19 protein-coding genes, 3 tRNA genes and 1 pseudogene are annotated in these 25,525 nt (G+C 75.1%); 21 read left to right on the top strand and 2 right to left on the bottom strand.

Features of this window, described 5'->3' with window-relative positions; translation table 11 throughout:
• The first annotated feature begins 32 nt into the window (after positions 1-32).
• From proB to ACIQ9P_RS04755, 5 genes are all read left to right on the top strand, one after another.
• Positions 33-1,169: a glutamate 5-kinase gene (gene proB, locus ACIQ9P_RS04775; protein WP_402349619.1), complete on the top strand. Its 1,137-nt coding sequence runs from the start codon at positions 33-35 to the stop codon at positions 1,167-1,169.
• A gap of 141 nt (positions 1,170-1,310) precedes the next feature.
• Positions 1,311-1,832, top strand: coding sequence for a hypothetical protein (locus ACIQ9P_RS04770; RefSeq protein ID WP_402349616.1), 522 nt, complete (start codon positions 1,311-1,313; stop codon positions 1,830-1,832).
• Between the two features lie 117 nt (positions 1,833-1,949).
• On the top strand, positions 1,950-3,272 hold the full coding sequence (locus tag ACIQ9P_RS04765) for a glutamate-5-semialdehyde dehydrogenase (RefSeq protein WP_402349613.1): 1,323 nt from the start codon (positions 1,950-1,952) through the stop codon (positions 3,270-3,272).
• A gap of 100 nt (positions 3,273-3,372) precedes the next feature.
• Positions 3,373-3,960 carry a hypothetical protein gene (locus tag ACIQ9P_RS04760; protein WP_402349611.1) on the top strand — a complete coding sequence of 196 codons (588 nt, stop codon included), beginning with the start codon at positions 3,373-3,375 and terminating at the stop codon, positions 3,958-3,960.
• 145 nt (positions 3,961-4,105) lie between these two features.
• A complete protein-coding gene (locus ACIQ9P_RS04755; protein ID WP_402349608.1) occupies positions 4,106-5,170 on the top strand; it encodes a hypothetical protein in 1,065 nt (354 codons plus the stop codon).
• Positions 5,171-5,228: 58 nt separating this feature from the next.
• On the opposite strand, the gene ACIQ9P_RS04750 is transcribed toward ACIQ9P_RS04755, so the two are convergent.
• The gene (locus tag ACIQ9P_RS04750; RefSeq protein ID WP_402349605.1) at positions 5,229-6,326 is read right to left on the bottom strand and encodes a M48 family metallopeptidase; all 1,098 of its coding nucleotides are present in this window, start codon (positions 6,324-6,326) and stop codon (positions 5,229-5,231) included.
• A 367-nt stretch (positions 6,327-6,693) separates the two neighbouring features.
• On the opposite strand from ACIQ9P_RS04750, the gene ACIQ9P_RS04745 reads away from it, so the two are divergent.
• The 8 genes from ACIQ9P_RS04745 (at position 6,694) to ACIQ9P_RS04710 (ending at position 11,536) form a co-directional block, all read left to right on the top strand.
• On the top strand, positions 6,694-6,840 hold the full coding sequence (locus ACIQ9P_RS04745; protein WP_402349602.1) for a hypothetical protein: 147 nt from the start codon (positions 6,694-6,696) through the stop codon (positions 6,838-6,840).
• A 167-nt stretch (positions 6,841-7,007) separates the two neighbouring features.
• On the top strand, positions 7,008-7,169 hold the full coding sequence (locus ACIQ9P_RS04740; protein WP_402349599.1) for a hypothetical protein: 162 nt from the start codon (positions 7,008-7,010) through the stop codon (positions 7,167-7,169).
• A 97-nt stretch (positions 7,170-7,266) separates the two neighbouring features.
• Positions 7,267-7,899 carry a nicotinate-nucleotide adenylyltransferase gene (gene nadD / locus ACIQ9P_RS04735; protein WP_402349597.1) on the top strand — a complete coding sequence of 211 codons (633 nt, stop codon included), beginning with the start codon at positions 7,267-7,269 and terminating at the stop codon, positions 7,897-7,899.
• A 19-nt stretch (positions 7,900-7,918) separates the two neighbouring features.
• Positions 7,919-9,844 (top strand): LCP family protein, encoded by a 1,926-nt coding sequence (locus ACIQ9P_RS04730; RefSeq protein WP_402349594.1) that lies wholly within the window; start codon positions 7,919-7,921, stop codon positions 9,842-9,844.
• A 174-nt stretch (positions 9,845-10,018) separates the two neighbouring features.
• Positions 10,019-10,489, top strand: coding sequence for a ribosome silencing factor (gene rsfS / locus ACIQ9P_RS04725; protein WP_045944075.1), 471 nt, complete (start codon positions 10,019-10,021; stop codon positions 10,487-10,489).
• Entirely contained in the window at positions 10,486-11,133 is a 648-nt protein-coding gene (locus ACIQ9P_RS04720) for a histidine phosphatase family protein (protein ID WP_402349875.1), read from the top strand. Before rsfS ends, ACIQ9P_RS04720 begins: the two co-directional genes overlap by 4 nt.
• 199 nt (positions 11,134-11,332) lie before the next feature.
• Positions 11,333-11,405: transfer RNA gene (locus tag ACIQ9P_RS04715), tRNA-Ala, on the top strand.
• Positions 11,406-11,463: 58 nt separating this feature from the next.
• Positions 11,464-11,536 (top strand) — tRNA-Ala (locus tag ACIQ9P_RS04710).
• Positions 11,537-11,664: 128 nt separating this feature from the next.
• On the opposite strand, the gene ACIQ9P_RS04705 is transcribed toward ACIQ9P_RS04710, so the two are convergent.
• Positions 11,665-12,699: a helix-turn-helix transcriptional regulator gene (locus tag ACIQ9P_RS04705; RefSeq protein WP_402349591.1), complete on the bottom strand. Its 1,035-nt coding sequence runs from the start codon at positions 12,697-12,699 to the stop codon at positions 11,665-11,667.
• A gap of 102 nt (positions 12,700-12,801) precedes the next feature.
• Between ACIQ9P_RS04705 and ACIQ9P_RS04700 the strand changes: the two genes are divergently transcribed.
• The 8 genes and pseudogenes from ACIQ9P_RS04700 to ACIQ9P_RS04665 all read left to right on the top strand — a co-directional run.
• Positions 12,802-14,286, top strand: coding sequence for an MFS transporter (locus tag ACIQ9P_RS04700; protein ID WP_402349588.1), 1,485 nt, complete (start codon positions 12,802-12,804; stop codon positions 14,284-14,286).
• Between the two features lie 173 nt (positions 14,287-14,459).
• Positions 14,460-14,532 (top strand) — tRNA-Ala (locus ACIQ9P_RS04695).
• Positions 14,533-14,793: 261 nt separating this feature from the next.
• On the top strand, positions 14,794-16,239 hold the full coding sequence (locus tag ACIQ9P_RS04690; protein WP_402349585.1) for a hypothetical protein: 1,446 nt from the start codon (positions 14,794-14,796) through the stop codon (positions 16,237-16,239).
• A gap of 277 nt (positions 16,240-16,516) precedes the next feature.
• Positions 16,517-19,411, top strand: coding sequence for a leucine--tRNA ligase (gene leuS / locus ACIQ9P_RS04685; RefSeq protein WP_402349582.1), 2,895 nt, complete (start codon positions 16,517-16,519; stop codon positions 19,409-19,411).
• A 317-nt stretch (positions 19,412-19,728) separates the two neighbouring features.
• The gene (locus ACIQ9P_RS04680) at positions 19,729-20,502 is read left to right on the top strand and encodes a hypothetical protein (RefSeq protein ID WP_402349579.1); all 774 of its coding nucleotides are present in this window, start codon (positions 19,729-19,731) and stop codon (positions 20,500-20,502) included.
• Between the two features lie 51 nt (positions 20,503-20,553).
• Positions 20,554-21,399: a DegV family protein gene (locus tag ACIQ9P_RS04675; protein WP_402349576.1), complete on the top strand. Its 846-nt coding sequence runs from the start codon at positions 20,554-20,556 to the stop codon at positions 21,397-21,399.
• 152 nt (positions 21,400-21,551) lie between these two features.
• Positions 21,552-22,607, top strand: a complete 1,056-nt coding sequence (locus ACIQ9P_RS04670; RefSeq protein ID WP_402349573.1) for a helix-hairpin-helix domain-containing protein — start codon at positions 21,552-21,554, stop codon at positions 22,605-22,607.
• A 228-nt stretch (positions 22,608-22,835) separates the two neighbouring features.
• Positions 22,836-25,525: pseudogene (locus ACIQ9P_RS04665) on the top strand (ComEC/Rec2 family competence protein); the annotation flags it as partial.

Genomic DNA, 25,525 nt, shown 5'->3' with positions numbered 1-25,525 from the left:
CAGCGCACCACACCGGAAGGGCGGGACCCGAGATGAGCGAGGACGAACTGCGGGCGGAGGTGCTGACCGCCCGGCGCATCGTCGTCAAGGTCGGCTCCTCCTCGCTCACCACCGCCGCCGGCGGCATCGACGCCGACCGGGTGGACGCCCTCGTCGACGCGCTCGCCAAGGTCCGCAACCGCCCGGACGCCCCCGAGGTGGTGCTCGTCTCCTCCGGCGCCATCGCCGCCGGCCTCGCCCCGCTCGGCCTGGAGCGGCGGCCCAAGGACCTCGCCCGTCAGCAGGCCGCCGCCAGCGTCGGCCAGGGCCTGCTGATCGCCCGCTACACCGCCTCCTTCGCCCGCTACGGCCTGCGCGTCGGCCAGGTCCTGCTCACCGCCGAGGACGCCAGCCGGCGCGCCCACTACCGCAACGCCTACCGCACCCTGGACCAGCTGCTGGCGATGGGCGCGATGCCGGTCGTCAACGAGAACGACACCGTCGCCACCGCCGAAATCAAATTCGGTGACAACGACCGGCTGGCCGCGCTCGTCGCCCACCTCGTCCGCGCCGACCTGCTGGTGCTGCTCTCCGACGTCGACGGGCTCTACGACGGCGACCCCAGCCGCCCCGGCACCAGCCGGATCGCCCGGGTCACCGGCCCGCACGACCTCGACGGCGTCGAGATCGGCAGCGCCGGCAAGGCGGGCGTCGGCACCGGCGGCATGGTCACCAAGGTCGAGGCCGCCCGGATCGCGACCGGCGCCGGCATCCCGGTCGTCCTCACCGCCGCCAGCCACGCCGCCGACGCCCTCGCCGGCCGCCCCACCGGCACCCTGTTCCTGCGCACCGGCAGCCGCTCCTCCGACCGGATGCTCTGGCTCGCCCACGCCAGCAGCCCGCGCGGCACCCTGCACCTGGACGCCGGGGCCGTCGAGGCCGTGGTCTCCGGCGGCGCCTCACTGCTGCCCGCCGGGGTCACCAAGGTCGACGGCGAGTTCGCCGCGGGCGATCCGGTGGACCTTCTTGCCGAAAACGGCCACATCGTGGCGCGCGGACTGGTCAACTTTGATGCGAGGGAGTTGCCCCGCCTGCTCGGCCGGTCCACCCGGGACCTGGCCCAGGAGTTCGGCGCCGCCTACGAGCGGGAGGTCGTCCACCGCGACGACCTGGTCGTCCTGCGCGGCTGACCCGCCGTCGGACCGCCGGGGAGAGGGGCGGCTCCGCGCGGGGAGCACGCCCGGCCACGGGCGAGGAGGGGCGCGGTCGGAACCGCGTCGGCCGGGGCCGGCGGGCACGACGACACGACATCGCCGAACAGGAGGCCGCCGGTGGAACGCAGGCGCGAGGCAGCGCTGACCGGAGGAACCGCGGGCCGCCGGCTGACCAGCATCGACGGCGGCGGGGACGACGGCCCCGCCGGACCGTCCGGTCCGCCGGAGGGTCCCGGCACGGTCCGCCGGCTCCCGACGGAGCGGCACACCGCGGCCGAACCGCCCGCGGCGCCCGACCAGGCCCGGCTGTGGCACGTGGTGCTCAGCGTGGCCGGGCCGGTCACCCCGCTGTCCGAGCTGAGGGCCGGGCTGGAGCGACTGGCGCACGACCACTCCTTCTTCCTGACCGCCCGCTACGCCGCCGACCACGCCGAGATCCGCTACTGGGAGCAGGCCCGGGACCTGCACGACGCGGCCGCGATCGCGCTGCGGCTGTGGGGCGAGCACAAGGCGACGGCCAAGCTGCCGCCGTGGGAGATCGTCGGCCTGGAGGTGGTCGACCGGGCGACCTACCACAAGCGGGTCGCCGAGGGCTTCGCCGGCCCGCCCCCGCAACTGGGCGGCGTCCACCCCTACTGAGCGGCCGGGCGGCCGCCGGGGCGAGGGCCGGCCGGGCCCGCCGCAGGGGCCGGCGACGGCGTCTCACCGGGCGAAACAGGGCGGGGGAGCGGCGGCACCCTCCACTACCCTGGGCGCATGAGCAGCGTCCCCGCCTCCGCCGACAGCCCCGTCCTCGCCGTAGCGCGCCGAGCCAGGGAGGCCGCCGCCGAGCTGGCCCCACTGCCGCGCGCCGCGAAGGACGCCGCGCTGCGGGCGGTCGCCGACGCCCTGGTCGCCCGCGCCGCCGAGATCACCGCCGCCAACGCCGAGGACGTCGACCGGGCCCGCGCGGCCGGCACCCCCGAGTCGGTGATCGACCGGCTCACCCTCACCGAGGAGCGGATCGCCGCCATCGCCTCCGACGTCCGCGACGTGGCCGGACTGCCCGACCCGGTCGGCGAGGTCGTCCGCGGTTACACCCTGCCCAACGGCCTGGACGTCCGTCAGGTCCGGGTGCCGCTCGGCGTGGTCGGCATCATCTACGAGGCCCGCCCCAACGTCACCGCCGACGCCGCCGCGCTCTGCCTGAAGTCCGGCAACGCCGTGCTGCTGCGCGGCTCGGCCTCCGCCTACCGCTCCAACAGCGCCCTGGTCGCCGTGCTGCGCGACGCCGTCGCCGGGGCCGGACTGCCGGCCGACGCGGTCCAGCTCGTCCCCGGCGAGAGCCGGGACTCCGTGCGGGAGCTGATGCGCGCCCGCGGCCTGGTCGACGTGCTGATCCCGCGCGGGGGCGCCTCGCTGATCCGCACCGTCGTCGAGGGTTCCACCGTCCCCGTCATCGAGACCGGCACCGGCAACTGCCACGTCTACGTGGACGCCGAGGCCGACCTCGCGATGGCCGTCGGCATCCTGCTCAACTCCAAGGCCCAGCGGGTCAGCGTCTGCAACGCCGCCGAGACCCTGCTCGTCCACCAGGACATCGCCGACGCCTTCCTGCCGCTCGCGCTCGCCGCCCTCGCCGGCGCCGGGGTCACCGTGCACGGCGACGAGGCGGTGCTCAAGGCCGCCGAGGGCACCGGCGCCACCGTGCTGCCCGCCACCGACGAGGACTGGGAGGCCGAGTACCTGTCCTACGACATCGCGGCCGCCGTCGTCCCCTCGCTGGACGCCGCCGTCGCGCACATCCGCCGCTGGACCTCCGGCCACACCGAGGCCATCGTCACCACCTCGCAGGCCGCCGCCCGCCGCTTCACCAGGCTCGTCGACTCGACCACGGTCGCCGTCAACGCCTCGACCCGGTTCACCGACGGCGGTGAGTTCGGCTTCGGCGCCGAGATCGGCATCTCCACCCAGAAGCTGCACGCCCGGGGCCCGATGGGTCTGCCCGAGCTGACCAGCACCAAGTACATCGTCACTGGTGACGGCCACGTCCGGGGCGAGGCGACGCAGACCGTGGGCGGCGCCGCCGACGCCGGCTGAACCCGCCCCGTCCGGGCCCGGACACCCCGCCGTCACACGGGTGACGGACCAAGTGGCCCGAGCCCCAGACAAATCGCCCGCCCGGTAATACGCTGAATCCGTGGCTGACGATGTGGGGGGCTTGCCGTACCCCGACGGTGCCGACCACGGTGGTGCGGACGAGGAATTCGCCACCGTGGTCTTCGACGAGGCGTTCGTCCGGTCCGCCGCCGTGCACGAGCCGACGGCCAAGGAGCGGCAGCTGGCCGCCGCCGAGGCCCGGCTCGAGCCCGACGCGACCGGACCCGGCTGGGGCTTCGAACCCCCGGCCGCGGACGGACTGCCACTGGAGCTGCGCCCGTACCCGAGCCGGCTCGACGACGACCACCTCTATCCCGATCCGTGGTCCGGCCCCGGCCGGACCACCGGACGGCGTTCGCGGCGCTGGCGCCCGGGCGGATTCGACCCGATCGGCGCCGGCCGCGGCCGGTACGTCGCTCAACAGCGCTGGCACCGGCCGGTGGCCTGGGTGCTCGCCGTGATCATGGGCGTGAGCCTGGTCGCGGTGGCGGTCGCGGCCATCTACCAGGGTGTGGGCGGGGCCGGCGGCGCTCCCCGGCGGCCCGAGTCCGGCAGCAGCAGCCCCGGGGCCGACCCGCTGCCGACATCGGCCGAGCCGTCGCTGGTGGTCACCGGCCCCGCGGGCTGAGCCACCGCCCGGTGTGCCGGACCGCCGCCCGGCGGGCGCGCCGGTCCGGCGCGCCCCGGGGCGGCCGCCGCCGGTCACGGAGAGCTTCCGGTGATCTGCCGCAGGACCCTCGTGGCGGAGCCGGGGTGCGCCTTACCCTGGTGTCATGGGTGACCCGCGCGAGCCTCCGGAGGGTGCGCCCGACGGTGGTTCCGGAAACGAGGACGAGTACCGGTCCGTCGTGTTCGACGAATCGTTCGTCCGGGCTGCCCGGATCCAGGAGCTGTCCGCGCGCGAGCGGCTCTCCGGGTCCTACGCCCGCCCCACCCGGCCCAAGGTCCGGCTGGGGCCGCTGGGCAGCGTGCCCCGGCAGGCGCTGGCGCTGCTGCTGGTGATCCTGCTGGCGTTCGGCGCCGCCGTGTACTTCGGCGTCACCTCGCCGACCCGGCCCACCGCCCGGCCCCAGGGCAGCCAGCTGACCGTGAGCCTGGTGGCGCTGAGCCCGCCCTCGGCGGTCCACCCGGTGGCCGACCCGGCCAACCCGTTCGCGACCCTGCCGCCGGGCTACAGCGACGGCGCGGTCGGACTGGGGACGCCCGCCGGGACGGCCAGCGGCCACTTCTCCCGGGTCGAGGTGACCAAGGCGCTCGACACCGTGCAGCGTTACCTGGTGGCCTCCTCGCTGTCGCCCGCCGTGCTGGTGCAGGGGGCGACCGCGGAGGTGCGGGCCTTCGTGACGCCCGGCGAGCAGGCCCAGTTCGACGCCAGCGTGCTCCAGCCGACCGACGACCGGCACCACGCGCTGACCGGCTGGCTGGTCCGCTTCGACCCGGCGCAGGTCGCGCTGGCCGCCGACACCGTGAAGGTGGCCGGGGCGATGCGGATCGACGAGGCGGACAGCGGCACCCTGCGGATCACCACCGACCACACCTTCGTCTACGCGCTGAAGGCCGCCGGGGCGCCCGCCGGGGCGCCGGTCACCCTGGAGACCGTGCGGCGGCAGCTGACCTTCGAGTTCGACCGGATCGACCTGGCGGCGGCGCAGCTGCGGTTGGTCGACTCGGTGCTGCAGGCCGGGCCGGCACCGTGCGACGGCTCGCTGGCCGGAGTGGTGCAGCCGGTGCTGGCCGGGACGGGGCCCGCCGCGCCGTCGGGATCGCCGCCGGCGGTGGACCCGGGCAACCACGCCCGGCCGGCGTGGCAGGTGTGCGGGGTGCTGGCGGGCGGTTGAGCCCGTCGGCGGCCCCCGGTCGAGGTGACCGGGGGCCGTCCGCCGGGCGGGGCCGGGCTCAGTTCGTCCCGGACTCGCCGTCGCTGTTGCCGTTGGAGCCGTTGGAGCCGTTGCCGTTCGGGCCGTTGCCACCGGCGCGGGCCCCGGTGAAGGTGTCGCGGAGCTTGCCGCCGACCGTCGCCGCGCCGCCCGCGACATCGCGGATCAGGCCCATCAGCGGGTCCTTGCTCTCCTTCACCGAGGTCGTGTAGTGGTCGGCCGCCGCCCGCCACTGGTCGCCGACCGAGGTGTTGGGGTCGTCGGTGCGGCGCGGGTAGGCACCGGCCAGGATGGAGCGGTAGTCCTCGCTCTCCGCCCACTTCTTCAGCTGGGCGACCCGGACCACCGCGAACGGGTGGCTCTGCGGCAGCACCTGGAGCAGCTTGAGCACGCCGTCGCGCAGGTCGCCGGCCTTCTCGTACTCCTCGGCCTGCTCCAGGAAGGCGTCCACGTTCATCTCGGCCAGGTTGTGGCCGCCGGCCAGCTTCATCAGCGCCCGCATCGACGCCTGGAGGTCCTGCCCGGCGAGCAGCCCGGCCCGGTCGCTGGAGAGCTCGGCCTTGCGGAACCACTCCTTGAGCGCGGTGACGATCGCCATGATCGCCAGATTGCCGAGCGGCACCCAGGCGATCCGGGCGGCGATGTTGGTGAGGATCATCAGCATCGTCCGGTAGACCGCGTGCCCGGACATCGCGTGACCGACCTCATGGCCGATCACCGAGCGGAGCTCCTCCTCGTCGAGCAGCTCGACCAGGCCGCTGGTGACCACGATCACCGGCGTGTCGATGCCGATGCAGAAGGCGTTGACCGCCGGGTCCTGGCTGACGTAGAGGTCCGGCACCTTGTCGAGGTCGAGCACGTAGGCGGCGTCGCGCACCATGCCGTGCAGTTCGGGGAACTGCCGCTCGGAGGTCTTCACGGCGGTGGCCAGGAACATCAGCCGGATCGAGCGCTCGGAGACCAGGCCGGCGAGCTTCTTCAGCACGTCGTCGAAGCCGGTGAGCTTGCGCAGCGCGACGAGCGCGGACCGGTCCGCCGGGTGCTCCCAGGCCCGGGTGGAGATCTCCGGGAAGCGCTGACGGCGCCGGCTCGGGGTCTTCGCGATGGGGTCGGTCATGGTGTGAGTACCCTCCTGTCGACGGCGGCCCCGGCACCCGGCCGGCCCCCGCTGGTCCTTCGCCTGTAACGACTGTCTGTGCAACGTCCGTGGTTGCGTACTCGTCCCCGCGGCCACCCTACGTGTCGTCGGGAGCTGGTCCGGGGGCCGGTCCGGGGGTGCTCCGGAGTCGGTCGAGCGGTTCGTCCGGGTCGCTCCGGCGCCGGTCCGGGGCTCGTCCGCCGACCCGTGGGCGGTCGGCGGCGCGGCGCGGACGGTGTCCGCGGGGGCGGTGGGCCGCCCCGGTGTGAGGGCGGTTTACCCTGAATGCCCGGGGAAAGCCGGGCCACCTCCGGCCGCGGCACCGAGCAGTCCGAGGAGCCCGCCCATGTCGACCGCCGCCCTTGCCAGCCTGGCCGCCCCGATCTCCGGTGAGGACGGCCCCGGGCTCTTCCTGCGGATCATCCTGATCGCCTCCTTCGTCGGCGTCGGTCTGCTCGCCTGGCTCCTGCTGCGGGCCGGCCGCAACAACTGACCGACTTCTCCCCGGCGGGGCGTCCCCGGCGGAGGGTCCACGGTGGTTCGGACGTGGCGGGCCGCCGAGCGGTTGCCTTGTGACCCCCCGTACGATGACCGGTGGGCCCTCACCGGCCCGCACGACACCCCCTGTCCGTCATCCGAGCCGAGAAGGTCCCGCCGACCATGAGCACTGCCGCCGCCGCACTCCCTGTCCTGAACCTTCTCGCCAACGAGGGCGAGGGGGGCAACCACGACAGCCTCAACCCGTACCTGACGGGTGGCGCCGCGTTCTTCGTCCTTCTGCTGCTGCTCTTCGTGACCACCCGCTTCAACCGGGACCGCTGACCCGGCCGACGGCGGCCCGGGGTGCGCAACCGCCCCCGGGACGCCCGGCACCCGGCCGTTCCCGCACCGTAACGGGCGTCGCGTAAGGTGTGGCGCCATGGGAGAGCAGACCGGGAGTCCCGGTGTACCGGCGCCGGCGAAGCGTCGTCTCGGCGTCATGGGCGGCACCTTCGACCCGATCCACCACGGGCACCTGGTCGCGGCCAGTGAGGTCGCCAGCGCGTTCCACCTGGACGAGGTGATCTTCGTCCCGACCGGGCAGCCCTGGCAGAAGAGCGACCGCGAGGTCACGCCGGCCGAGGACCGCTACCTGATGACGGTCATCGCCACCGCGGAGAACCCGCAGTTCTCGGTCAGCCGCATCGACATCGACCGCGAGGGACCGACCTACACCGTCGACACCCTGCGCGACCTGCGCGGGCTGCACCCGGACGCCGACCTCTTCTTCATCACCGGCGCCGACGCCCTCGCCCAGATCCTCTCCTGGCGCGACTCCGAGGAGCTCTTCTCGCTCGCCCATTTCATCGGTTGCACCCGGCCCGGGCACACTCTGTCGGACGCCGGGCTTCCGGTGGGCGGGGTCTCCCTGGTGGAGGTCCCGGCGCTGGCCATCTCCTCCACGGACTGCCGCAACCGGGTCGCCAAGGGCGAGCCGGTCTGGTACCTCGTCCCGGACGGCGTGGTCCGCTACATCGACAAGCGGGCGCTCTACGCGCCGCACCGGACCTGATCCCCGGAGGGGCCGACGGATGAGCGAGCGCAGGGGACCGCAGGGGCAGCAGCCCGGGCAGCCGGAGGACTGGCCGAACGGGCAGTACCCGCCGTACCAGTCGCAGGGCGGTTACGAGCAGCAGCAGTACGACCAGTACGAGCAGGCCGGCCTCTACGAGCCGACCGGCCAGTACGACGCGTCGGGGCAGTACCGGCAGCCGGAGCAGTACGACCAGTACGGGCAGCCGGCCGCTTCCGAGCCCTACGGGCAGGGCCAGTACGGCTACCAGGACCAGTATCAGCAGCAGGGGTACCAGCAGGGCTACGGGCAGGGGTACGAGCAGCCCGCCGAGCAGCGGCCCGACGCGTACGGGCAGCAGTCCGCCCAGGGCTACCAGCAGCAGGGCGGCTACGGCTACCAGGACCAGTACCAGCAGCAGGGGTACCAGCCGTACGAGCAGCCGCAGGCGCCGGGGCAGCAGCAGTCTCAGCAGCAGTCCCCGGCGCAGGCGTACACGACCGCTCCGATGCCGGCCGTCGTCGTGCCGGAGCCGGCCGCGACCCCGTCGGCCGCCGCTCCGGCGACCCCGCGGGCCCGGGTGCCGCGTCCCGCCGCCGCCGAACCGGCCGCGCCCGCCCGCCCCGAACCGCCGTCCGAGCAGGTCGGCGGCTCCCGCGCGACCCGGTCCAGGACCGCGGGCGGAGCCGGGGACTCCTACGCCACGGGCGAGTTCACCTTCGTCGACGAGGAGGAGACGGAGTCCGAGGACGTCATCGACTGGCTCAAGTTCGCCGAGTCCCGCAGCGAGGTGCGCGCCGAGCGCCGCCGCAAGCTCCGCAACCGGCTGATCGGCCTCGTCGCCGTGGTCGCGGTCGCCGGTGCCGGCACGGGCGGCTACCTCTGGTTCACCCGCGACAAGGGGGCGGCCGCCGCCTCCGCCGCCGCCGGCCCGCGCCAGGTCAACGTCGTCCACCTGCGCGACCTCCAGGGCAAGGTCTCCAGCGCGCTGCTCGTCAACGACACCGCCGGCAAGAAGGGCACCGTGCTGCTCCTGCCCGACACGCTGCGGCTGCCCGGCGCCGGCGACCCGCCGGTCACCACCGTCGGCCAGGCCATGGACGCCCTCGGCGCCTCCGGCACCCGGGACGGCCTGACCACCGTGCTCGGCGCTCCCGTCGCCGGTACCTGGCGGCTCGACACCCCCTACCTGGAACTGCTGGTCACCCAGCTCGGCGGCGTCCGGGTGGACACCGACGCCGAGGTCCACGAGGGCGGCAGGCCCGACGGCAAGGTGCTCGCCGCCGCGGGCAAGAACACCCTGCTCGGCGGGAAGGCCGCGGTCGCCTACGCCACCCTGCAGAACGGCGGCGAGAACCGTGACGCCCAGCTCGCCCGCTTCGGCCAGGTGATGGACGCGGTGGTGCGCACGATGCCGGTCGAGTTCAAGGACGCCAAGGACGACGTGCACCGGATGAACGCGGTGCTCGACCCCTCCCTGCCCGAGGACGCGCTCGCCGGGGTGCTCGCCCAGCTCGCCCAGCAGGCCAAGGCCGGGCAGTTCGGCACCGCCACGCTGACCGTCAAGCCGGACGGTTCCCTGGACGAGGCCACCGCGGGCAAGCAGGTCAAGGAGGTGCTCGGCGGCACCGTGAAGTCCGCGACCAGCGCCGACTCGCCCGCCCGGGTCTCCGTCCAGGACGCCTCCGGCAACGACCAGGCGGCGGCCGCCGCCCAGGTCCAGGTGGTCAACGCGGGCCTCACCTTCGTGCCCGGCGGGGCCAAGGCCGCGCCGCAGGCCGCCAGTGAGATCCGCTACACCGACGACGCCCGGCAGGCCGCCGCGAAGTCGCTGGCGACCAGCCTCAACCTGCCGGAGACGGCGGTGAAGAAGGTCACCGACGCCCAGAACGCCGACCTGGTCGTGGTGCTCGGCAAGGACTACGCGCCGCCGAAGGCCCCGTAGGCCCGGCCGCCGGACGGGGCGCCCCCCGCCCCCGGCGGCCCGCGCCCCGTCGGCCCACGGCCCGGCGGTCCCGGAAAACGGTTCCGGGGCCGCCTGGGCGGCGTGAGATCCTGGAAGGCGATCCGCGCGCCCCGTGCGCCGGGCGCCCCCAAGCCGCCGAGCCGGAAGTACATCGTGACCGCCACTGAGCACAGCCAGGAACTCATCAACGTCGCCGCCCAGGCGGCGGCCGACAAGCTGGCCCACAACATCGTCGCGTTCGACGTCAGCGAGGTGCTGTCGATCACCGACGCCTTCCTGATCGCCTCCGCGAGCAACGACCGCCAGGTCCGCTCGATCGCCGAGGAGATCGAGGACCAGCTGCGCGAGAAGCTGGACATCAAGCCGGTGCGCCGCGAGGGCGAGCGCGAGGGCCGCTGGGTCCTGCTCGACTACCTCGACATCGTCGTGCACGTCCAGCACTCCGAGGAGCGCTCCTTCTACTCGCTGGACCGCCTCTGGAAGGACTGCCCCGAGCTGCCGCTGCCGGAGGACGCCGTCGCCTCCCGCAACCGCCCCGACGCCCACACCGACGCGGCCGGCAACGCCCTGGCCCCGGCCGAGCAGGCCCCGGCGGACGACTTCGGCGCCGAGGACTACAGCTGAGCCGGGACGCGCGAGGTCCGCGCATCGTCTTCTGGCGGCACGGCCAGACCTCCTGGAACCTCGAATCGCGCTTCCAGGGCACGACGGACATCGAGCTGACCGGGCAGGGCGTGCTGCAGGCGCAGCGGGCCGCCCGGCTGCTCTCCGGCCTGCGTCCGGACCTGCTGGTCTCCTCCGACCTCTCGCGGGCCCGCCGTACCGCCGACGAGCTCGCCAGGGTGACCGGCCTGGACGTGCAGCACCACGAGGGCCTGCGCGAGACCTATGCCGGCACCTGGCAGGGGCTGACCAACGCGGAGATCCGCGAGCGCTTCCCGGCGGAGTACGCGGCCTGGGCGCAGGGCGAACCCGTCCGGCGCGGCGGCGGTGAGCTCGCGACCGAGGTCGCGGACCGCGCGGTGCCGGTGGTGCTGGACGCGGTCGACAAGCTGCCCGAGAACGGCACCCTGGTGGTGGTCAGCCACGGCGGCACCATCCGCACCGTGCTGGGGCGGATGCTCGGCCTGGAGCCGGAGTTGTGGGAGTGCTTCGGCGGGCTGTCGAACTGCTGCTGGTCCGTGCTGGGCCTCGGCGCGCGGGGCTGGCGGCTGCTGGAGCACAACGCCGGCACCCTGCCGCAGCCGGTCATCGGCGACGACACCTGAGTGGGTCCGGACACCGTCCGGACGGTGTCCGGGGCACCCGGGCATGGTCCGGACGGTGTCCGGGCGATGTCCCGGGCGAAGGGGTGGAGCGGGGCCGGGGAGGACGGATTTCGCAGTTCCGGGTCCGACCGGTTAGAGTTTTCCTCGTTCGCACGGAGGGAACGCGGCCCGGAAGGGAAGCGGGAAATCCGGACGACGAGGGGCTGTAGCTCAGTTGGTAGAGCGCTTGCATGGCATGCAAGAGGTCCGGGGTTCAATTCCCCGTAGCTCCACTCCGCACCCGGAGTCCCCTCAGGAGAGCTTTTCTTGTCGGTGGGCTGTGCGTGTCGCGGGGCTGTAGCTCAGTTGGTAGAGCGCTTGCATGGCATGCAAGAGGTCCGGGGTTCAATTCCCCGTAGCTCCACAGACGAACGGAAGGCCGTCACCCCCGGGTGGCGGCCTTCGGTCGTTCCCGGGGTCGTTTCCCAGGGGTGCCGCCGTCCCGGGGGCGGCCCGGCCGGTGCGCGCGGCCCGGCGGCCGACGGGCCCGGCTCAGCCGACGGGCCCGGTGAACCGGTGGCCGCACGGCGCGGTCCAGCCGCCCGGAGGCAGCGCCGACAGCCGCTCGACCCGCTCACGGTCCGCCGCCCCGTCCGGTGTGTAGACCGCCACGTAGGCTTCCGGCACCCCCGGGATCGTCAGGTACGTCGCGTTCAGCCGCATCACCCCCACCTGCGGATGCCGGAACACCTTCAGCGCCGTCCGCCGCGTCGACACCTCCTGCCGGGCCCACAGTTCCCGGAACTCGGCGCTCACCCGCAGCAGCGACCGCACGTACTCCTCCCAGAGCGGCTCCCCGACGTGCTTGCCGTACGCGCCGCGCAGCACCGCGACCATCTGCGGCAGTTGCTCGGCCCGGTTCAGGAACGGGTTGCAGCACTCCGGACTGGTGACCGTGCACCAGAGGCTGTTGAACCAGCCGTCGCCGGTACGGGGCCGGCTGGTGGCGAACAGCGCCTCGTAGGCGGGGTTCCAGGCCAGGACGTCGAACCGGCTGTTGGAGACGGCGGCCGGCAGTGGCGACAGCGCGTCCAGGATCACCTGGGTCGAGGGGTCCAGCACCGGCGGGTCCGGGTGCGCCGACGGGCGGACCGCCACCCCGGCGAGCCGGAACAGGTGCTCGCGCCCGGTGGCGTCCAGCAGCAGCACCCGGGCCACCGCCGTCAGCACCTGCGCGCTGGCGTTGATCGGGCGGCCCTGTTCGAGCCACGTGTACCAGGTCACCCCGACGCCGGCGAGCTGGGCGACCTCCTCGCGGCGCAGCCCGGGGGTGCGGCGGCGCAGGCCGGGCGGCAGGCCGACGTCCTCGGGGGAGACCCGGGCGCGGCAGGCGCGCAGGTACTCGGCCAGCTCGGTGCGGCGCCGGTCGCGCCGGTCGGGCTGTCCGGAGCGGTCGGGTTGTCCGGAGCGGTCCGGCTGTTCGGCCCGGGCGGGTCGGTCATGCCGTTCGGGCCGTTCGGGCCGGGTGGGTCGGACGGTTCGGGCCGGGGCGGGGTCGACGGTGCCGGGGGCGTCCACGACGGTCATACCCGCCATGGTGCCGCAGCCCGGTGAGGCGCAACAGGTGCTGTCAGTACCAGGATCCGCAGGCTCTAACCACTGGTACCGGGCTCCGGCGAACCTCGAACCATGACCGATCTCCAGACCCGACGCGGCCCGGTACGGACCGCCCCGCCGACCGCCGCCGCCGGTGCCGGGACCGGCGCGGCCCCCGTCGCGCGGCCCGGGCTCCTGCTCGCGCTCGTCCTCGGCGGCCAGTTCATGGCCGTGCTCGACACCGCCATCGTCAACGTCGCCGTGCCGACCGTCCGGACCGACCTGCACGCCTCCGGCGCGGCCCTCCAGTTCGTGGTGGCCGGCTACACCATCGCCTACGCCGTGCTGCTCATCACCGGCGCCCGGCTCGGCGCCCGGTACGGGTACAGCCGGGTCTTCCAGTCCGGCCTGGCCGCCTTCACCGCCGCCTCACTGGCCTGCGGGCTCGCCCCCGCCACCGGCTGGCTGATCGGCTTCCGGCTGCTCCAGGGCGCCGGGGCGGCCCTGATGGTCCCCCAGGTGATGAGCATCATCCAGCGGACCTTCACCGGCCGGGCCCGGATCCGGGCCCTCGGCCTCTACTCGGCCGTGCTCGCCGGTGGCATCGCCGCCGGCCAGGTGCTCGGCGGCGTGCTGGTCAGCGCGGACCTGTTCGGTTCCGGCTGGCGCCCGGTCTTCCTGGTGAACCTGCCGATCGGCCTGGCGCTGCTCGCCGCCGGGGCCCGGCTGCTGCCCGACCTGCCCGGCGACCGCGAGCGCGGCTTCGACCTGCCCGGCCTGCTGGTGCTCGGCGCCGCCCTCGGCCTGCTGGTGGTCCCGCTGGTGCTCGGCCACGAGCTCGGCTGGCCGCTCTGGGGCTGGACGCTGCTGGGCGCCAGCGCGCTGATGTTCGCCCTGTTCGCGGTCGTCGAGCGGCGGATCGCCCGGCGTGGCGGACAACCGCTGATCAACGGACGCGTGCTCGGCGCGGCCGGACTGCTGCCCGCCGTCGGCGCGCTGCTGATGATCATGCTGGCCTTCGCCGGCTTCATGTTCTCCTTCGCCCTGCACCAGCAGACCGGGCTGGGGCACAGCGCCCTGCGGGCCGGGCTCTGCTCGGCGCCGATCGCGGTCGGCTTCGGCGCCGCCAGCCTGTACTGGCAGCGGCTGCCCCGGCGTCTGCACGCCGTCCTGCCGCCGCTCGGCACCGGCCTGCTCGCCGTCGGCTACCCGGTGCTCGGACTGATGCTGGGGGACGGGGCCGGGATCGGCGCCGGGCCGTTGCTGTTGACCGCCGTCCTCGGGCTGCTCGCGGGCTGCGCCTACGCGCCGCTGTTCGCCCGGGCGCTCGCCCGGGTGGCTCCCGCCGACGCTGCGGACGCCAGCGGGCTGGTGGTCACCGCCGTCCAGCTCGGCCAGGTGATCGGGATCGCGCTGCTGGGCTCGGTGTTCCTCGGCGCGGTGGACCAGCCGGCGTCCGCCCGGGGGTCCGCGCACGCGATGCTGCTGACCACGGTCGCCATCGGCGTGGTCGTCGCGCTCGCCGCCCTCGCGGCCGGGTTCGCGGTCAGGGAGCGCGCGGCGGGGCGGGAGGGGTAGGGCGGGCGTCCGGGGCGCGCCGGGGCGGGATCTCGTCGAAGGCCGGCGGGGGTCCGCGCGGGGCCCGCGGAGAGCCTGCGGGAACGGATTCGTGGAGCACCCCCCGGACCGTGTAAAGTAGGCGATGTCGCCGAGGGAAACGGAACGAAACCCCCGGTGACATCGCAGGTCGAGGGGCTGTAGCTCAGTTGGTAGAGCGCTTGCATGGCATGCAAGAGGTCCGGGGTTCAATTCCCCGTAGCTCCACAGAAATCGAAGGCCGTCTCCCGGAAACGGGGGGCGGCCTTCGGCGTTCCCGATGTTTCCCGGCGCTTCCGGGCCTTCCCGGCGCACCGTCCGGGTCCCGGCGTCCGGTTCGGTAGCCGGTGTCCGGTTCGGTGCCCGCTCGCAGGCCGTTCGTGGCCTCCAGGACGGTGCGGCCGGGTGCGGCCCGGTGGGACCGGGTGCGGCGACCGGTTTCGGGGACCTCCCGACGACGGCCCCCGGAGGACCGCTACCGTCGGAGCCATGGCGGATCTGGAGCGCAGACGCAACGAGGAACTCGCCCGGATACTCCACCAGCTCGGCTGGAGCCCGGAGCGGCTCGCCCGCGAGGTCAACCTCACCCTCCCGGCCCGGCTCGGGATCAGCTCCACCGCCCCCTACAAGTGGCGCGACCGGGGCATGGTCCCGCGCAGCCCCCACGACCAGGCCGTCTGCGAGGTCTTCAGCCGCACCCTCGGCATCGCCGTCACCTACGAACAGCTCTGGGGCCGGATGGGCGGCCACCGCGGCGCCAAGATCCTCTCCCCGCGTCTGCTGACCGATCCGTGGACGGCCGACACCGCCCAGACCGCGCTGCGCGAGACCGCCGCCGACGCCGGACCCGTCCGCCTCACCGACCTCTTCCGCGGTGCCGACCTGGCCGAGGCCGCCCGTCGGCTCACCACCCCGCCCCCGGCCCTCGGCGGTGACGGCGCGCTGCGCGTCGACCCCGCGCTGCTCGGCGAACTCGCCGCCGCCCACCGCAGCAAGCAGCGACTGGAACGGTCCTGCGGCGGCGGACTCGTCCTCGGTCCCGCCCGGGCCGAACTGGCCATGGTCACCAAGCTGTTGGAGCTCGGCGCCTACGACGAACCGCTCGGCCGGGCGCTGTACGGCGCGGCCGGCCGCCTCGCCCGCCTCGCCGCCTGGGCCGCGTACGACCTCGGCCACGACGCCACCGCCCAGCGGGCGTTCGCGGCAGCGCTGCGCGCCGCCCACCTCAGCGGCGAGCGGCGGGCCGGGGTGGCCGTGCTCGGCGGCCTCGTCGTCCTGGCCACCGGGAGCGCGGGCGGGCGCGGGCTGGACGCGGTCACGGTGCTGGCCGAGGCGGTGGCGGCGGCCGGTGACGCCCTCGACCCGGCCGACCGGGCGCTCCAGCTCGGCCGGATCGCCCGTGCGCACGGGCGGCGCGGCGACGCCGCCGGGCTGGCGGAGGCGGTGGGGCGGGCGTTCGCGGAGCTCGGCGGGGAGGCGGGTGCGGCGACCGGCGGGGAGGCGGGTGCGGACGCGGGCACCGGGGCCGGTGCGGAGACGGGCGGGGAGGCCGGCGGGGAGGTGCGGGCCGATCTTGCCGGGATGGTGGGGGAGGGGTACCTCTTCCTCGGCGAGCACCGGCGGGCCCAGGAACTGCTGGCGGCGGCGGTGGCGGCGCTCGGCCCGGGGCGGGCCAGGGCGCGGGCGCTGCTGATGGTGCGGCTGGCCGAGTCGCAGCGGCTGGCCGGTGCCGCCGCCGAGGCGGCGCGGACCGCGGACCGGGCGCGGGCGCTGGCCGCCGGGATGCAGTCGGAGCGGGTGGCGCGGGCGTTGCGCGGGTTCGACGCGGCGTTCCGTTCGGCGGAGTCGGCGGAGTCCGAGGCGGAGGTGCTGTCGGTGTTGTCGGTGTCGGCCTCGGCGGAGGCGGCGGAGGTGCCGGCGGGCACCTCCGCCTGACGGGCGCGCCCGTGGTCTCCCCCGGAGGCGCCCGACCCCTTGCGGTACCCTGAGCCCATGCGAACCGCGCGCCTGCTTCTTAGTCGGCCGCGCTGACCAGGACCGGCCACGCCCCAGGGCGGAGCCGGAGTCGGCGTGGCACCCCCTCCTGCGAGGGGCTTTTTTGTTTTCCGCCCGGCTTCCGGCCCGGCACCGTCCGGCCCGGTCCGGGCACCCCGCCCCGCCGCCGGCCCGCAACGCCGGTTCGCCAACTGACATCGATGGAGCTTTAAGGACCATGAGCGAGACGACCCCTGCGTCCGGCGCGGCCGACGCCGCGACCGAGCCGTTCCGGTACAGCGCCGCCCTGGCGGCGGAGATCGAGTCCCGCTGGCAGGACATCTGGGAGAAGGAGGGCACGTTCCACGCCCCCAACCCGGCCGGCGACCTGGCCGATCCCGCCGCCGCCGACGTCGCCGCGAGGCCGCACAGCTTCATCATGGACATGTTCCCGTACCCGTCGGGCGCGGGCCTGCACGTCGGCCACCCGCTGGGCTACATCGCCACCGACGTGTTCGCCCGCTACCAGCGGATGAACGGCTTCAACGTGCTGCACACCCTGGGCTACGACTCGTTCGGCCTGCCCGCCGAGCAGTACGCCGTGCAGACCGGCACCCACCCGCGGGTGTCCACCGAGGCGAACATCGCCAACATGCGCCAGCAGCTGCGCCGACTGGGCCTGGGCCACGACCCGCGCCGTTCGATCGCCACGATCGACCCGGAGTACTACCGCTGGACCCAGTGGATCTTCCTGCAGATCTTCAACTCCTGGTACGACGAGCAGGCCCACCGGGCCCGCCCGATCGCCGAGCTGGTCACCGAGTTCGAGGGCGGCACCCGCGAGGTCCCCGGCGGCCGCGACTGGGCCGCGCTGAGCGGCGCCGAGCGCGAGGAGGTGCTGGGCGAGTACCGGCTGGCCTACGCCAAGGAGGTGCCGGTCAACTGGTGCCCCGGCCTGGGCACCGTGCTGTCCAACGAGGAGGTCACCGCCGACGGCCGCTCCGAGCGCGGCAACTTCCCCGTCTTCAAGTCCAACCTGCGCCAGTGGATGATGCGGATCACCGCCTACTCCGACCGGCTGATCTCCGACCTGGACCTGCTGGACTGGCCCGAGGCGATCAAGCTGCAGCAGCGCAACTGGATCGGCCGCTCCGAGGGCGCCCGGGTCGACTTCGCCGTCGGCGAGCGGAAGATCACCGTCTTCACCACCCGCCCGGACACCCTGTTCGGCGCCACCTACATGGTGCTGGCGCCCGAGCACGACCTGGTCGACACGATCGTCCCCGCCAGCTGGCCCGAGGGCACCCCCGAGAGCTGGACCGGCGGCGCCGCCACCCCCGCCGAGGCCGTCACCGCCTACCGCGCCGCCGCGGCCGCCAAGTCCGACGTCGAGCGCCAGGTCGAGGCCAAGGTCAAGACCGGGGTCTTCACCGGCGCCCACGCCGTCAACCCCGTCAGCGGCGAGCCCGTCCCGGTCTTCATCGCCGACTACGTGCTGATGGGCTACGGCACCGGCGCCATCATGGCCGTCCCCGCCCACGACCACCGCGACTTCGCCTTCGCGCGCGCCTTCGAGCTGCCGATGCGCTGCGTCGTCGCCCCCACCGACGGGCGCGCCGAGGACCCGTCCGGCTGGGACGACGCCTTCGACACCTACGACTCCGTCATCGTCAACTCCGCCCACACCGAGGGCACCGAGGACGGCGTCTCGCTGAACGGCCTGAGCGTCACCGACGCCAAGGCCGCCGTCACCACCTGGCTGACCGCCCGCGGCATCGGCGAGGGCACCGTCAACTACCGCCTGCGCGACTGGCTGTTCAGCCGCCAGCGGTACTGGGGCGAGCCGTTCCCGATCGTCTACGACGAGGACGGCGTCATGCACGCGCTGCCCGAGTCGATGCTGCCCGTCGAGGTCCCGCAGGTCGACGACTACTCGCCGCACACCTACGACCCGTTCGACTCCACCTCCACGCCGAAGACCCCGCTGTCCCGCAACGAGGACTGGGTCAACGTCGAACTGGACCTGGGCGACGGCGTGAAGACGTACCGCCGCGAGACCAACACCATGCCCAACTGGGCCGGCTCCTGCTGGTACGAGCTGCGCTACATCGACCCGTCCAACCGCGAGCAGGTCGTCGACCCCGCCAACGAGCGGTACTGGCTGGGCCCCACCGAGGAGAAGCCCGGCGGCGGCGCCGACCTGTACGTCGGCGGTGCCGAGCACGCCGTCCTGCACCTGCTGTACGCCCGCTTCTGGCACAAGGTGCTGCACGACCTGGGGCACGTCTCCTCCGTCGAGCCGTTCCACAAGCTGTTCAACCAGGGCATGATCACCGCCGACGTCTACCGCGACGAGCGCGGCTTCCCGGTGCCCGCCGCCGAGATCGAGGAGCGCGACGGCCAGTACTTCTGGCAGGGCGAGCCGGTCAAGCGCGAGGCCGGCAAGATGGGCAAGTCCCTGAAGAACGCCGTCGCCCCCGACGAGATCGCCGACGAGTACGGCGCCGACACGCTGCGCCTGTACGAGATGTCGATGGGCCCGCTGGACGTCTCCCGCCCGTGGGACACCCGCGCCGTCGTCGGCTCCTACCGCTTCCTGCAGCGGCTGTGGCGCAACATCGTCTCCGAGAGCAGCGGCGAGCTGGTCGTGACGGACGAGGAGCCGGACGAGGCGACGCTGCGCGCCCTGCACAAGGCCGTCGACGGCATCCGCGCCGACATGGCCGGGCTGCGCTTCAACACCGCGGTGGCCAAGGCGATCGAGCTGAACAACTACCTGGTCAAGCGGGGCTCCACGCCGCGTTCGGTGGCCGAGCAGGTCGTCCTGATGGTCGCCCCGCTGGCCCCGCACATCGCCGAGGAGCTGTGGCGCCGACTGGGCCACGGCGACTCGCTGGCGCACACCGACTACCCGGTGGCCGACCCGGCGTACGTCGTCGACGAGTCGGTGACCTGCGTCGTCCAGATCAAGGGCAAGGTCAAGGCCCGGCTGGAGGTCGCGCCGTCGATCTCGGACGCCGAGCTGGAGGCGCTGGCGCTGGCCGACCCGGCGGTCGTCGCGGCGATCGGCGGGGCCGAGGTGCGCAAGGTGATCGCGCGGGCGCCGAAGCTGGTCAACATCGTCACCGGCTGACGTCGGGGTCGGGGCCTTGCGGCTCCGGTGGGGCGGGCGTTCCTTCGGGGTGCCCGCCCCGCGGCGTTCCGGGGCCCGGGGCCGCTCCGGGGCGGGCGCCGCTCCGGTGCGGAGCCGCTCGGGGGCCGGAGTGTCGGGTGTGCCGCCGGACCTCGGGGTTTCCCCCGAGCCGTCCCTGATCCTTTCCCTGAACTCGGGCCCGGCACCCCCGAACGGCGGCCCGCCCGGCCGGTACCGGGGCTACGGTGGAACCCTCGGTGGGCCGGCCCGCGTTGGGCCCGGTGGGGGCCGGTTCGGCTGGCGGAAGGCGGCATGTGATGGAGATCCTCGGGGTGTTGCTGGGAGTCGCCCTACTGCTCGGGCTCGGGGTGGTGGTGCTCGTCGTCATCGGCCTGGTCAAGGCGGCCAGGGCGGTCGGCGAGAAGGTGGAACGCCAGGAGGCCAAGGCCCGACGGGCCGTGGAGAACGTCACGCTCAAGGCGAAGTCCTACACCCAGACCGGTCCGCAGGGGCAGATCTCCGCCGTCCGCCTGGGCCTGCGGACCTCGCTGGACGGCACTCGGAGGGTCCTGGAGGGCGCCGTCGGCCAGGACGGCCAGCTCGGCGAGGCGCTCGCGCTGCTGGGCCGGCTGGACGCCCACGCGGCGGAGCTCGACGGCGAACTGCGGATGCTGGAGCGCGAACCGGACGTCTTGCGGGTCGCGGCGAAGCTGCCCGAGCTGCGGGAGCGGGCGGAGCGGATCACGCACTCGGCGGAGACCATGCGGTGGGCGGCGCAGGACCGGATGCACCAGTTCGCGGCCGACGAGCTGGGGCGGCTGAGCCGGGAGTGCGAGGACGAGGCGGGGGCGCTGCGACACTGGGACACCGGGGCGGGCGCGTCGGGTTCCGACGCTTCGGCGGGGGCTTCGGCCTCGGGGGCCGCCGCCGGCACGTCGGGTGCGGCGCGAGAGGCCGGCGGGGCCAGGCACGGACTCACGGACGGCCGGGGCGGCCGGCCCAGCGCCGAGGAGATCCTCGGCCTCACCGACCCGGTGACCAGGATGGCGCAGCGGCTGCGGAAGCCGACCACCGGCCCCTCGGCCGGCTGAGCGGCCGCCGGATGCTGCCGACCGGCCCGAGCGGGGAGTAACCTCCGCCTCATGCCCGCCGACCACGCACTTGTCACCGACTCCACCGCCTACCTGCCCCAGCAGGCCGTCGACCGGCACCGGATCACCATCGTCCCGCTGAGCGTCGCGGTCGGCGACGAGGTGCGGGCGGAGGGCGTCGAGATCTCCCCGAAGGACGTGGCCGAGGCGCTGCGGGGCAAGCACCGGGTGACCACCTCGCGGCCCAACCCGGAGGCGTTCGCCGCCGCCTACCGGGCGGCCGCCGAGAACGGCGCGCGCGGCATCGTCTCGGTCCACATCTCCGGCGAACTGTCCGGGACGGTGGAGGCCGCCCGACTCGCGGCCGCCGAGTCGCCCGTCCCCGTGCGGGTGGTGGACAGCCGACTGGTCGGCATGGCGCTCGGCTACGGGGTACTCGCGGCGGCCGAGGCGATCGAGGCCGGGCAGGGGCTCGACGAGGCGGCGGCGGCGGTCGTGCGGCGGACCGCCGGGACCAGTGGCTTCTTCTACGTCGACACCCTGGAGTACCTGCGCCGGGGCGGGCGGATCGGCGCCGCGCGGGCGCTGCTGGGCTCGGCACTGGCGGTGAAGCCGCTGCTGCACCTGGACGGCGGGCGGATCGAGCCGCTCGAGAAGGTGCGCACGGCGTCCCGGGCGATCGCCCGGCTGGAGGAGATCGCGGTCGAGCGGGCGGGGGAACGGGAGGTCGACATCGCCGTTCACCACCTGGCGGCCGAGGACCGGGCCGAGCCCCTGGCGGAGCGGCTGCGGGGGCGGGTCCCGAGGCTGCGCGAGCTGTACGTGGCCGAGGTGGGCGCGGTGATCGGCGCGCACGTCGGGCCGGGGCTGCTGGCGGTGGTGGTCTCACCCCGGTGAGGTCGGCCGGGGCGGGTGCGGTCGCCCGGCTGTCAACGCCGACCGGCCGGTCTCACCCTTCGGGGTGACCTCGGTTGTCCACAACCCCCGGGTTTTCCACAGGATTTCCGTAAAGTCCGCGCGATGCCCGGCTGGTTCCTACCGTGCTCCGCATGACGAACCTGCGCATCGGCGCGCGCAAGCGCCACGAGATCCGTCGGGCCGACGAGACCGCCCGCCTGCGGATGGCGGCCCTGCTGCCGGGAGCGGCGGACCTGCCGGACACCGAGCCCTCGGTGTACACGGCGTCCCCGCCGGCCCCGGGGGCGGACGGTCCGCACGCCGATCCGTCCGGCGGCGGCACGGCCGGAGGCGTGCCACCGAGTTTCCCGCCCGCGGGCGGTGAGCCGGGGCATTCGAACCCCTCGCACCCGGTGAACCCGGTGAACCCGGTGAACCCGGTGAAGGGTGCCGATCCGCCGGGACCGCCCGGTCCACCGGCCCCACCGGATCCGCCCGGGTTGCCGGACCCTTCCGGGTCGCCGGGCCTGCCCGGGCTGCTGGGTCCGCCGGGGCATCCGCTGGCGCTCGACCGCCGGGCGGCGGTCGGCCTGCTGGTCCTCCTGCTGCTCACCCTCGGCTACGGCGTCCAGCACTTCTGGCTCGCGCGGCCGCAATCGGTCGAGGTGCCCACGGCGGCCGTCGCCCCGCCGGCGCCGACCGGAGCCCTGGGCGCCGGTCTGCCCGGCGATGGGCCCGGGCCCCCGGGAGGCGAGACGGGCGGAGGCGCCCCAGTCGTCGTGGTGGTCGACATCGGTGGCCGGGTCGCCACCCCGGGCGTCCACGCCCTGCCGAACGGCTCCAGGGTGGCGGACGCACTGCGGGTCGCGGGCGGAGCGCTGCCGGGGACGGACATCAGGAACCTCAACCTCGCCCGCGTCCTGGCGGACGGCGAACAGATCCTCGTCGGCGAGCCGAGCCCCCAGCCGCCCGCGGGAGCGGGGCCGGGACCGCCCCCGGCCGGGCCGTCGAAGCAGCCGGTCAGCCTGAACCGCGCGACCCTCGAACAGCTCGACACGCTCCCCGGCGTCGGCCCGACGCTCGCCCAGCGCATCCTCGCCTTCCGTGCCTCCCACGGCGGCGCCTTCCGTTCGCTCGACCAACTCCGTCAGGTGAGCGGCGTGGGCGAGCACATCTACGCGGAACTCCGGCCGCTGCTGACCCTCTGACGGGTGTTCGGCTTCTCGTCGTGCCGTCTGCTCCCCGTCCGGCCGCTCCGCCCTGCCCCGCCCCGTTCCGCTTTCGCTCGCACGGAAGGAGGTGCCGTCATCACTGTCACCCTCGCCCCCGGCCCCGCCCCCGGCCCCGGCCCCGGCCTTGGTCCCAGCCCTGGCCCCGCCGCCGGACCGGGGCCGGGCGACCTCCGACTGCTGCTGCCCGCCGGGGCCGCCTGGGCGGTGGCCGCCTGGGCCCTCGGACCGGGGTCCGGCCACGGTGCCGCGCTCGCGGTGGCGGCGGGCGCGGCGGCACTCCTCGGGCTGCTCCTCCTCGTCCTCGGGATCCGGGCGTCCACCGCTTCGACCCGGTGGCACCCCGTCGCCGCGACGGTGTCGGTGGTCCTGCTCACCGCGGCCGCCGCCGCGACCGCCACCCTCCTGCACACCGCCGACCTGCGGCGGGGGCCGCTGCCCGGACTGACCCGGACCGGCGGCCCGGCCCCGGAGGTGGGCGTCGACCTGACCGTCGCCGGGGACCCGAGGATCCGGGTCGCCCACGGCGGAGGAGCCGGCGCCGGAGAGAGCCTGCTCACCGTCGAAGCGGTCGTGGACGGCGTCACCGTCCCCGAGGGCCTCCTCCCGGGGGAGCCGGGCCCGCACACCGTTCGGACCCGCACACCCGTCACCGTCCTGGTGCGCGGCGAGGACACGGCCGCCTGGGAGCACCTGCTGCCCTCCGCCCGGGTGGCCGCCGAGGTGTCCGTCCGACCCCCGGGGGAGGGCGACCGAGAGTCGGCGGCCCTGCTGATCGCGCACGGCGAGCCCCGCGTTTCGGTGCCACCGAGCCTCCCGCAGCGGATCGCCGGACGGCTCCGGTCGGGGCTGCGCTCGGCGACGGACGGCCTGCCGCCGGACGAGCGCGGACTGCTCCCGGGCCTCGTCGTGGGCGACACCTCCCGGCTGCCGGACGACCTCCGGGAGGCGTTCCGGGACACCGATCTGGCCCACCTGGTGGCGGTCAGCGGGGCCAACCTCGCGATCGTGCTGGGGGTGCTGCTCGGCGCCCCGGGACGTGCCGGCACCGCCGAGCGGAGCGGACTCGCCGCCCTGCTCGGGATCCCGCTGCGCACCACGGCGCTGCTGGGGGCCGCCGTGACGCTGGCCTTCGTCACGATCTGCCGCCCCGAGCCCAGTGTGCTCAGAGCGGCGGGCACCGGGTTGATCGGGCTGCTGGCGCTGGCCACCGGCCGTCCGCGCCGGGCGTTGCCGGCACTGGCCGGTACGGCCCTGCTGCTGATCCTTCTCGACCCGTACCTGGCGCGCTCCTTCGGCCTCCTGCTGTCGGTGCTCGCCACGGCCGGGCTGCTGGTGCTCGGACCGCGCTGGGCGGACGCGCTCCGGGCGCGGGGCTGGCCTCGGCACCTGGCGGGCGCGGTAGGTGCGACGGCCGCGGCCCAGGCCCTCTGCGCGCCGGTGACGGTGCTCCTCTCCGGGCACGTCAGCCTGGTCGGGATCCCGTGCAACCTGCTGGCCGAGCTGGCGGTGGCCCCGGCGACCCTGCTCGGCTTCGCGGTCCTGGCCGCCGACCCGGTCTCTCCGGCGCTGGCCCGGTTGCTCGCCGAGCCCGCCGCGGTGCCGACCGGCTGGCTGGCCTCGGTGGCCAGGCACGGCGCCGAACTGCCGGGCGGCCGGCTGTCCTGGCCGGGAGGGTGGTTCGGGACGGTGAGCCTCGCCGTCGGCACGGCCGCGCTGTGCTGGACACTCCCGTGGCTGCTGCCCCGGGCCGCCGCCGGGCCCCGCCGATGGCGCTCCCCACGCGGCTGGATCCGCCCGGTGGTGACGGGAGCGCTGCTGCTGGTCCTGCTGACCGTGCTGCTGCGGCCGCCGCCGCTGGCCCGGATCGCGACGGGCTGGCCACCGCCCGACTGGCGGCTGGTGATGTGCGACGTGGGGCAGGGCGACATGGTGGTGCTGCCGGTGCCGCCCGAGGGCGAGGGGCCGCCGGACAGCGCGGTGGTGGTGGACGCCGGTCCGGACCCGCGGGAGGCCGACCGCTGTCTGCGTGAGCTCGGGATCGACCGGGTGCCGCTCTTCCTGGCGACGCACTTCCACGCGGATCACGTCGAGGGCTTGCCGGGGGTGCTGCGCGGCCGGAGGGTCGGGGCGGTGGAGGGCACGGCGGTGAACGATCCGCCGGGCGAGGCCGCCCGGGTGGCGGACTGGGCGGCGCGGGCCGGGGTCCCGTTGACGCGCGCCGCTCGTGGCGAGCGGCGGTCGGCGGGGCCGGGGGTGTCGTGGGAGGTGCTGTGGCCGGACGGAGAGGAGTCCGCGGTGATGTCGGGTCCGAACAACGCGAGTGTCGTGCTGCGGGTGACGGTGGCGGGCGGCCTGCGATTCGCCCTGCTGGGCGACCTGGAGCCGCCGGCCCAGGAGGCGTTGCTGAGCCGGCTGAGGGCGGCGGGGAAGGAGAACGGGGTGGACGTGCTGAAGGTGGCGCATCACGGCTCGGCCCGTCAGGACTGGGAGCTGACGGCGGCGCTGAGCCCCCGGCTGGCTCTGATCTCCTGCGGGGAGGGCAACCCGTACGGCCATCCGTCGCCGCGGACGGTGGACCGTCTGAGGGCTTTGGGCGCCACGGTGCTGCGCACGGACCGGGTGGGTGACATCGCGGTGACCGGCGACGGCCCGGGCCACCTCGGCGCTTCCGTCCACCCGCGCGGGGAGCGCCCCGGCCACCGCCCGTCCGGGCCCCGCCCCAGTCGCGCCGCCGCGGCCGGCACCCCGTGGGGGGGGGGGGGGGGGGGGGGGGGCCCCCCCCCCCCCCCCCGGGGGGCCCCCCCCCCCCCCCCCCCCCCCCCCCCCCCGCCCCCCCCCCCCCCGGCGCGCCCCCCCCCCCCGCCCCCCCCCCGCCCCCCCCCCCCGGCGGGCGG

Source organism: Kitasatospora sp. NPDC094019 (assembly GCF_044764505.1).
Classification (GTDB): Bacteria; Actinomycetota; Actinomycetes; order Streptomycetales; family Streptomycetaceae; genus Kitasatospora.
This window is presented reverse-complemented; position numbering and strand designations above follow the sequence as displayed.

Bases quoted from the DNA above. Each gene is read 5' to 3' on its own strand.
- proB (WP_402349619.1), top strand. From the start codon at position 33: ATGAGCGAGGACGAACTGCGGGCGGAGGTGCTGACCGCCCGGCGCATC.
- ACIQ9P_RS04675 (WP_402349576.1), top strand. From the start codon at position 20,554: ATGCCCGCCGACCACGCACTTGTCACCGACTCCACCGCCTACCTGCCC.
- ACIQ9P_RS04740 (WP_402349599.1), top strand. From the start codon at position 7,008: ATGAGCACTGCCGCCGCCGCACTCCCTGTCCTGAACCTTCTCGCCAAC.
- ACIQ9P_RS04755 (WP_402349608.1), top strand. From the start codon at position 4,106: ATGGGTGACCCGCGCGAGCCTCCGGAGGGTGCGCCCGACGGTGGTTCC.
- ACIQ9P_RS04690 (WP_402349585.1), top strand. From the start codon at position 14,794: ATGGCGGATCTGGAGCGCAGACGCAACGAGGAACTCGCCCGGATACTC.
- ACIQ9P_RS04745 (WP_402349602.1), top strand. From the start codon at position 6,694: ATGTCGACCGCCGCCCTTGCCAGCCTGGCCGCCCCGATCTCCGGTGAG.
- ACIQ9P_RS04700 (WP_402349588.1), top strand. From the start codon at position 12,802: ATGACCGATCTCCAGACCCGACGCGGCCCGGTACGGACCGCCCCGCCG.
- leuS (WP_402349582.1), top strand. From the start codon at position 16,517: ATGAGCGAGACGACCCCTGCGTCCGGCGCGGCCGACGCCGCGACCGAG.
- ACIQ9P_RS04765 (WP_402349613.1), top strand. From the start codon at position 1,950: ATGAGCAGCGTCCCCGCCTCCGCCGACAGCCCCGTCCTCGCCGTAGCG.
- ACIQ9P_RS04730 (WP_402349594.1), top strand. From the start codon at position 7,919: ATGAGCGAGCGCAGGGGACCGCAGGGGCAGCAGCCCGGGCAGCCGGAG.
- ACIQ9P_RS04705 (WP_402349591.1), bottom strand. From the start codon at position 12,699: ATGACCGTCGTGGACGCCCCCGGCACCGTCGACCCCGCCCCGGCCCGA.
- ACIQ9P_RS04680 (WP_402349579.1), top strand. From the start codon at position 19,729: ATGGAGATCCTCGGGGTGTTGCTGGGAGTCGCCCTACTGCTCGGGCTC.
- ACIQ9P_RS04750 (WP_402349605.1), bottom strand. From the start codon at position 6,326: ATGACCGACCCCATCGCGAAGACCCCGAGCCGGCGCCGTCAGCGCTTC.
- nadD (WP_402349597.1), top strand. From the start codon at position 7,267: ATGGGAGAGCAGACCGGGAGTCCCGGTGTACCGGCGCCGGCGAAGCGT.
- ACIQ9P_RS04670 (WP_402349573.1), top strand. From the start codon at position 21,552: ATGACGAACCTGCGCATCGGCGCGCGCAAGCGCCACGAGATCCGTCGG.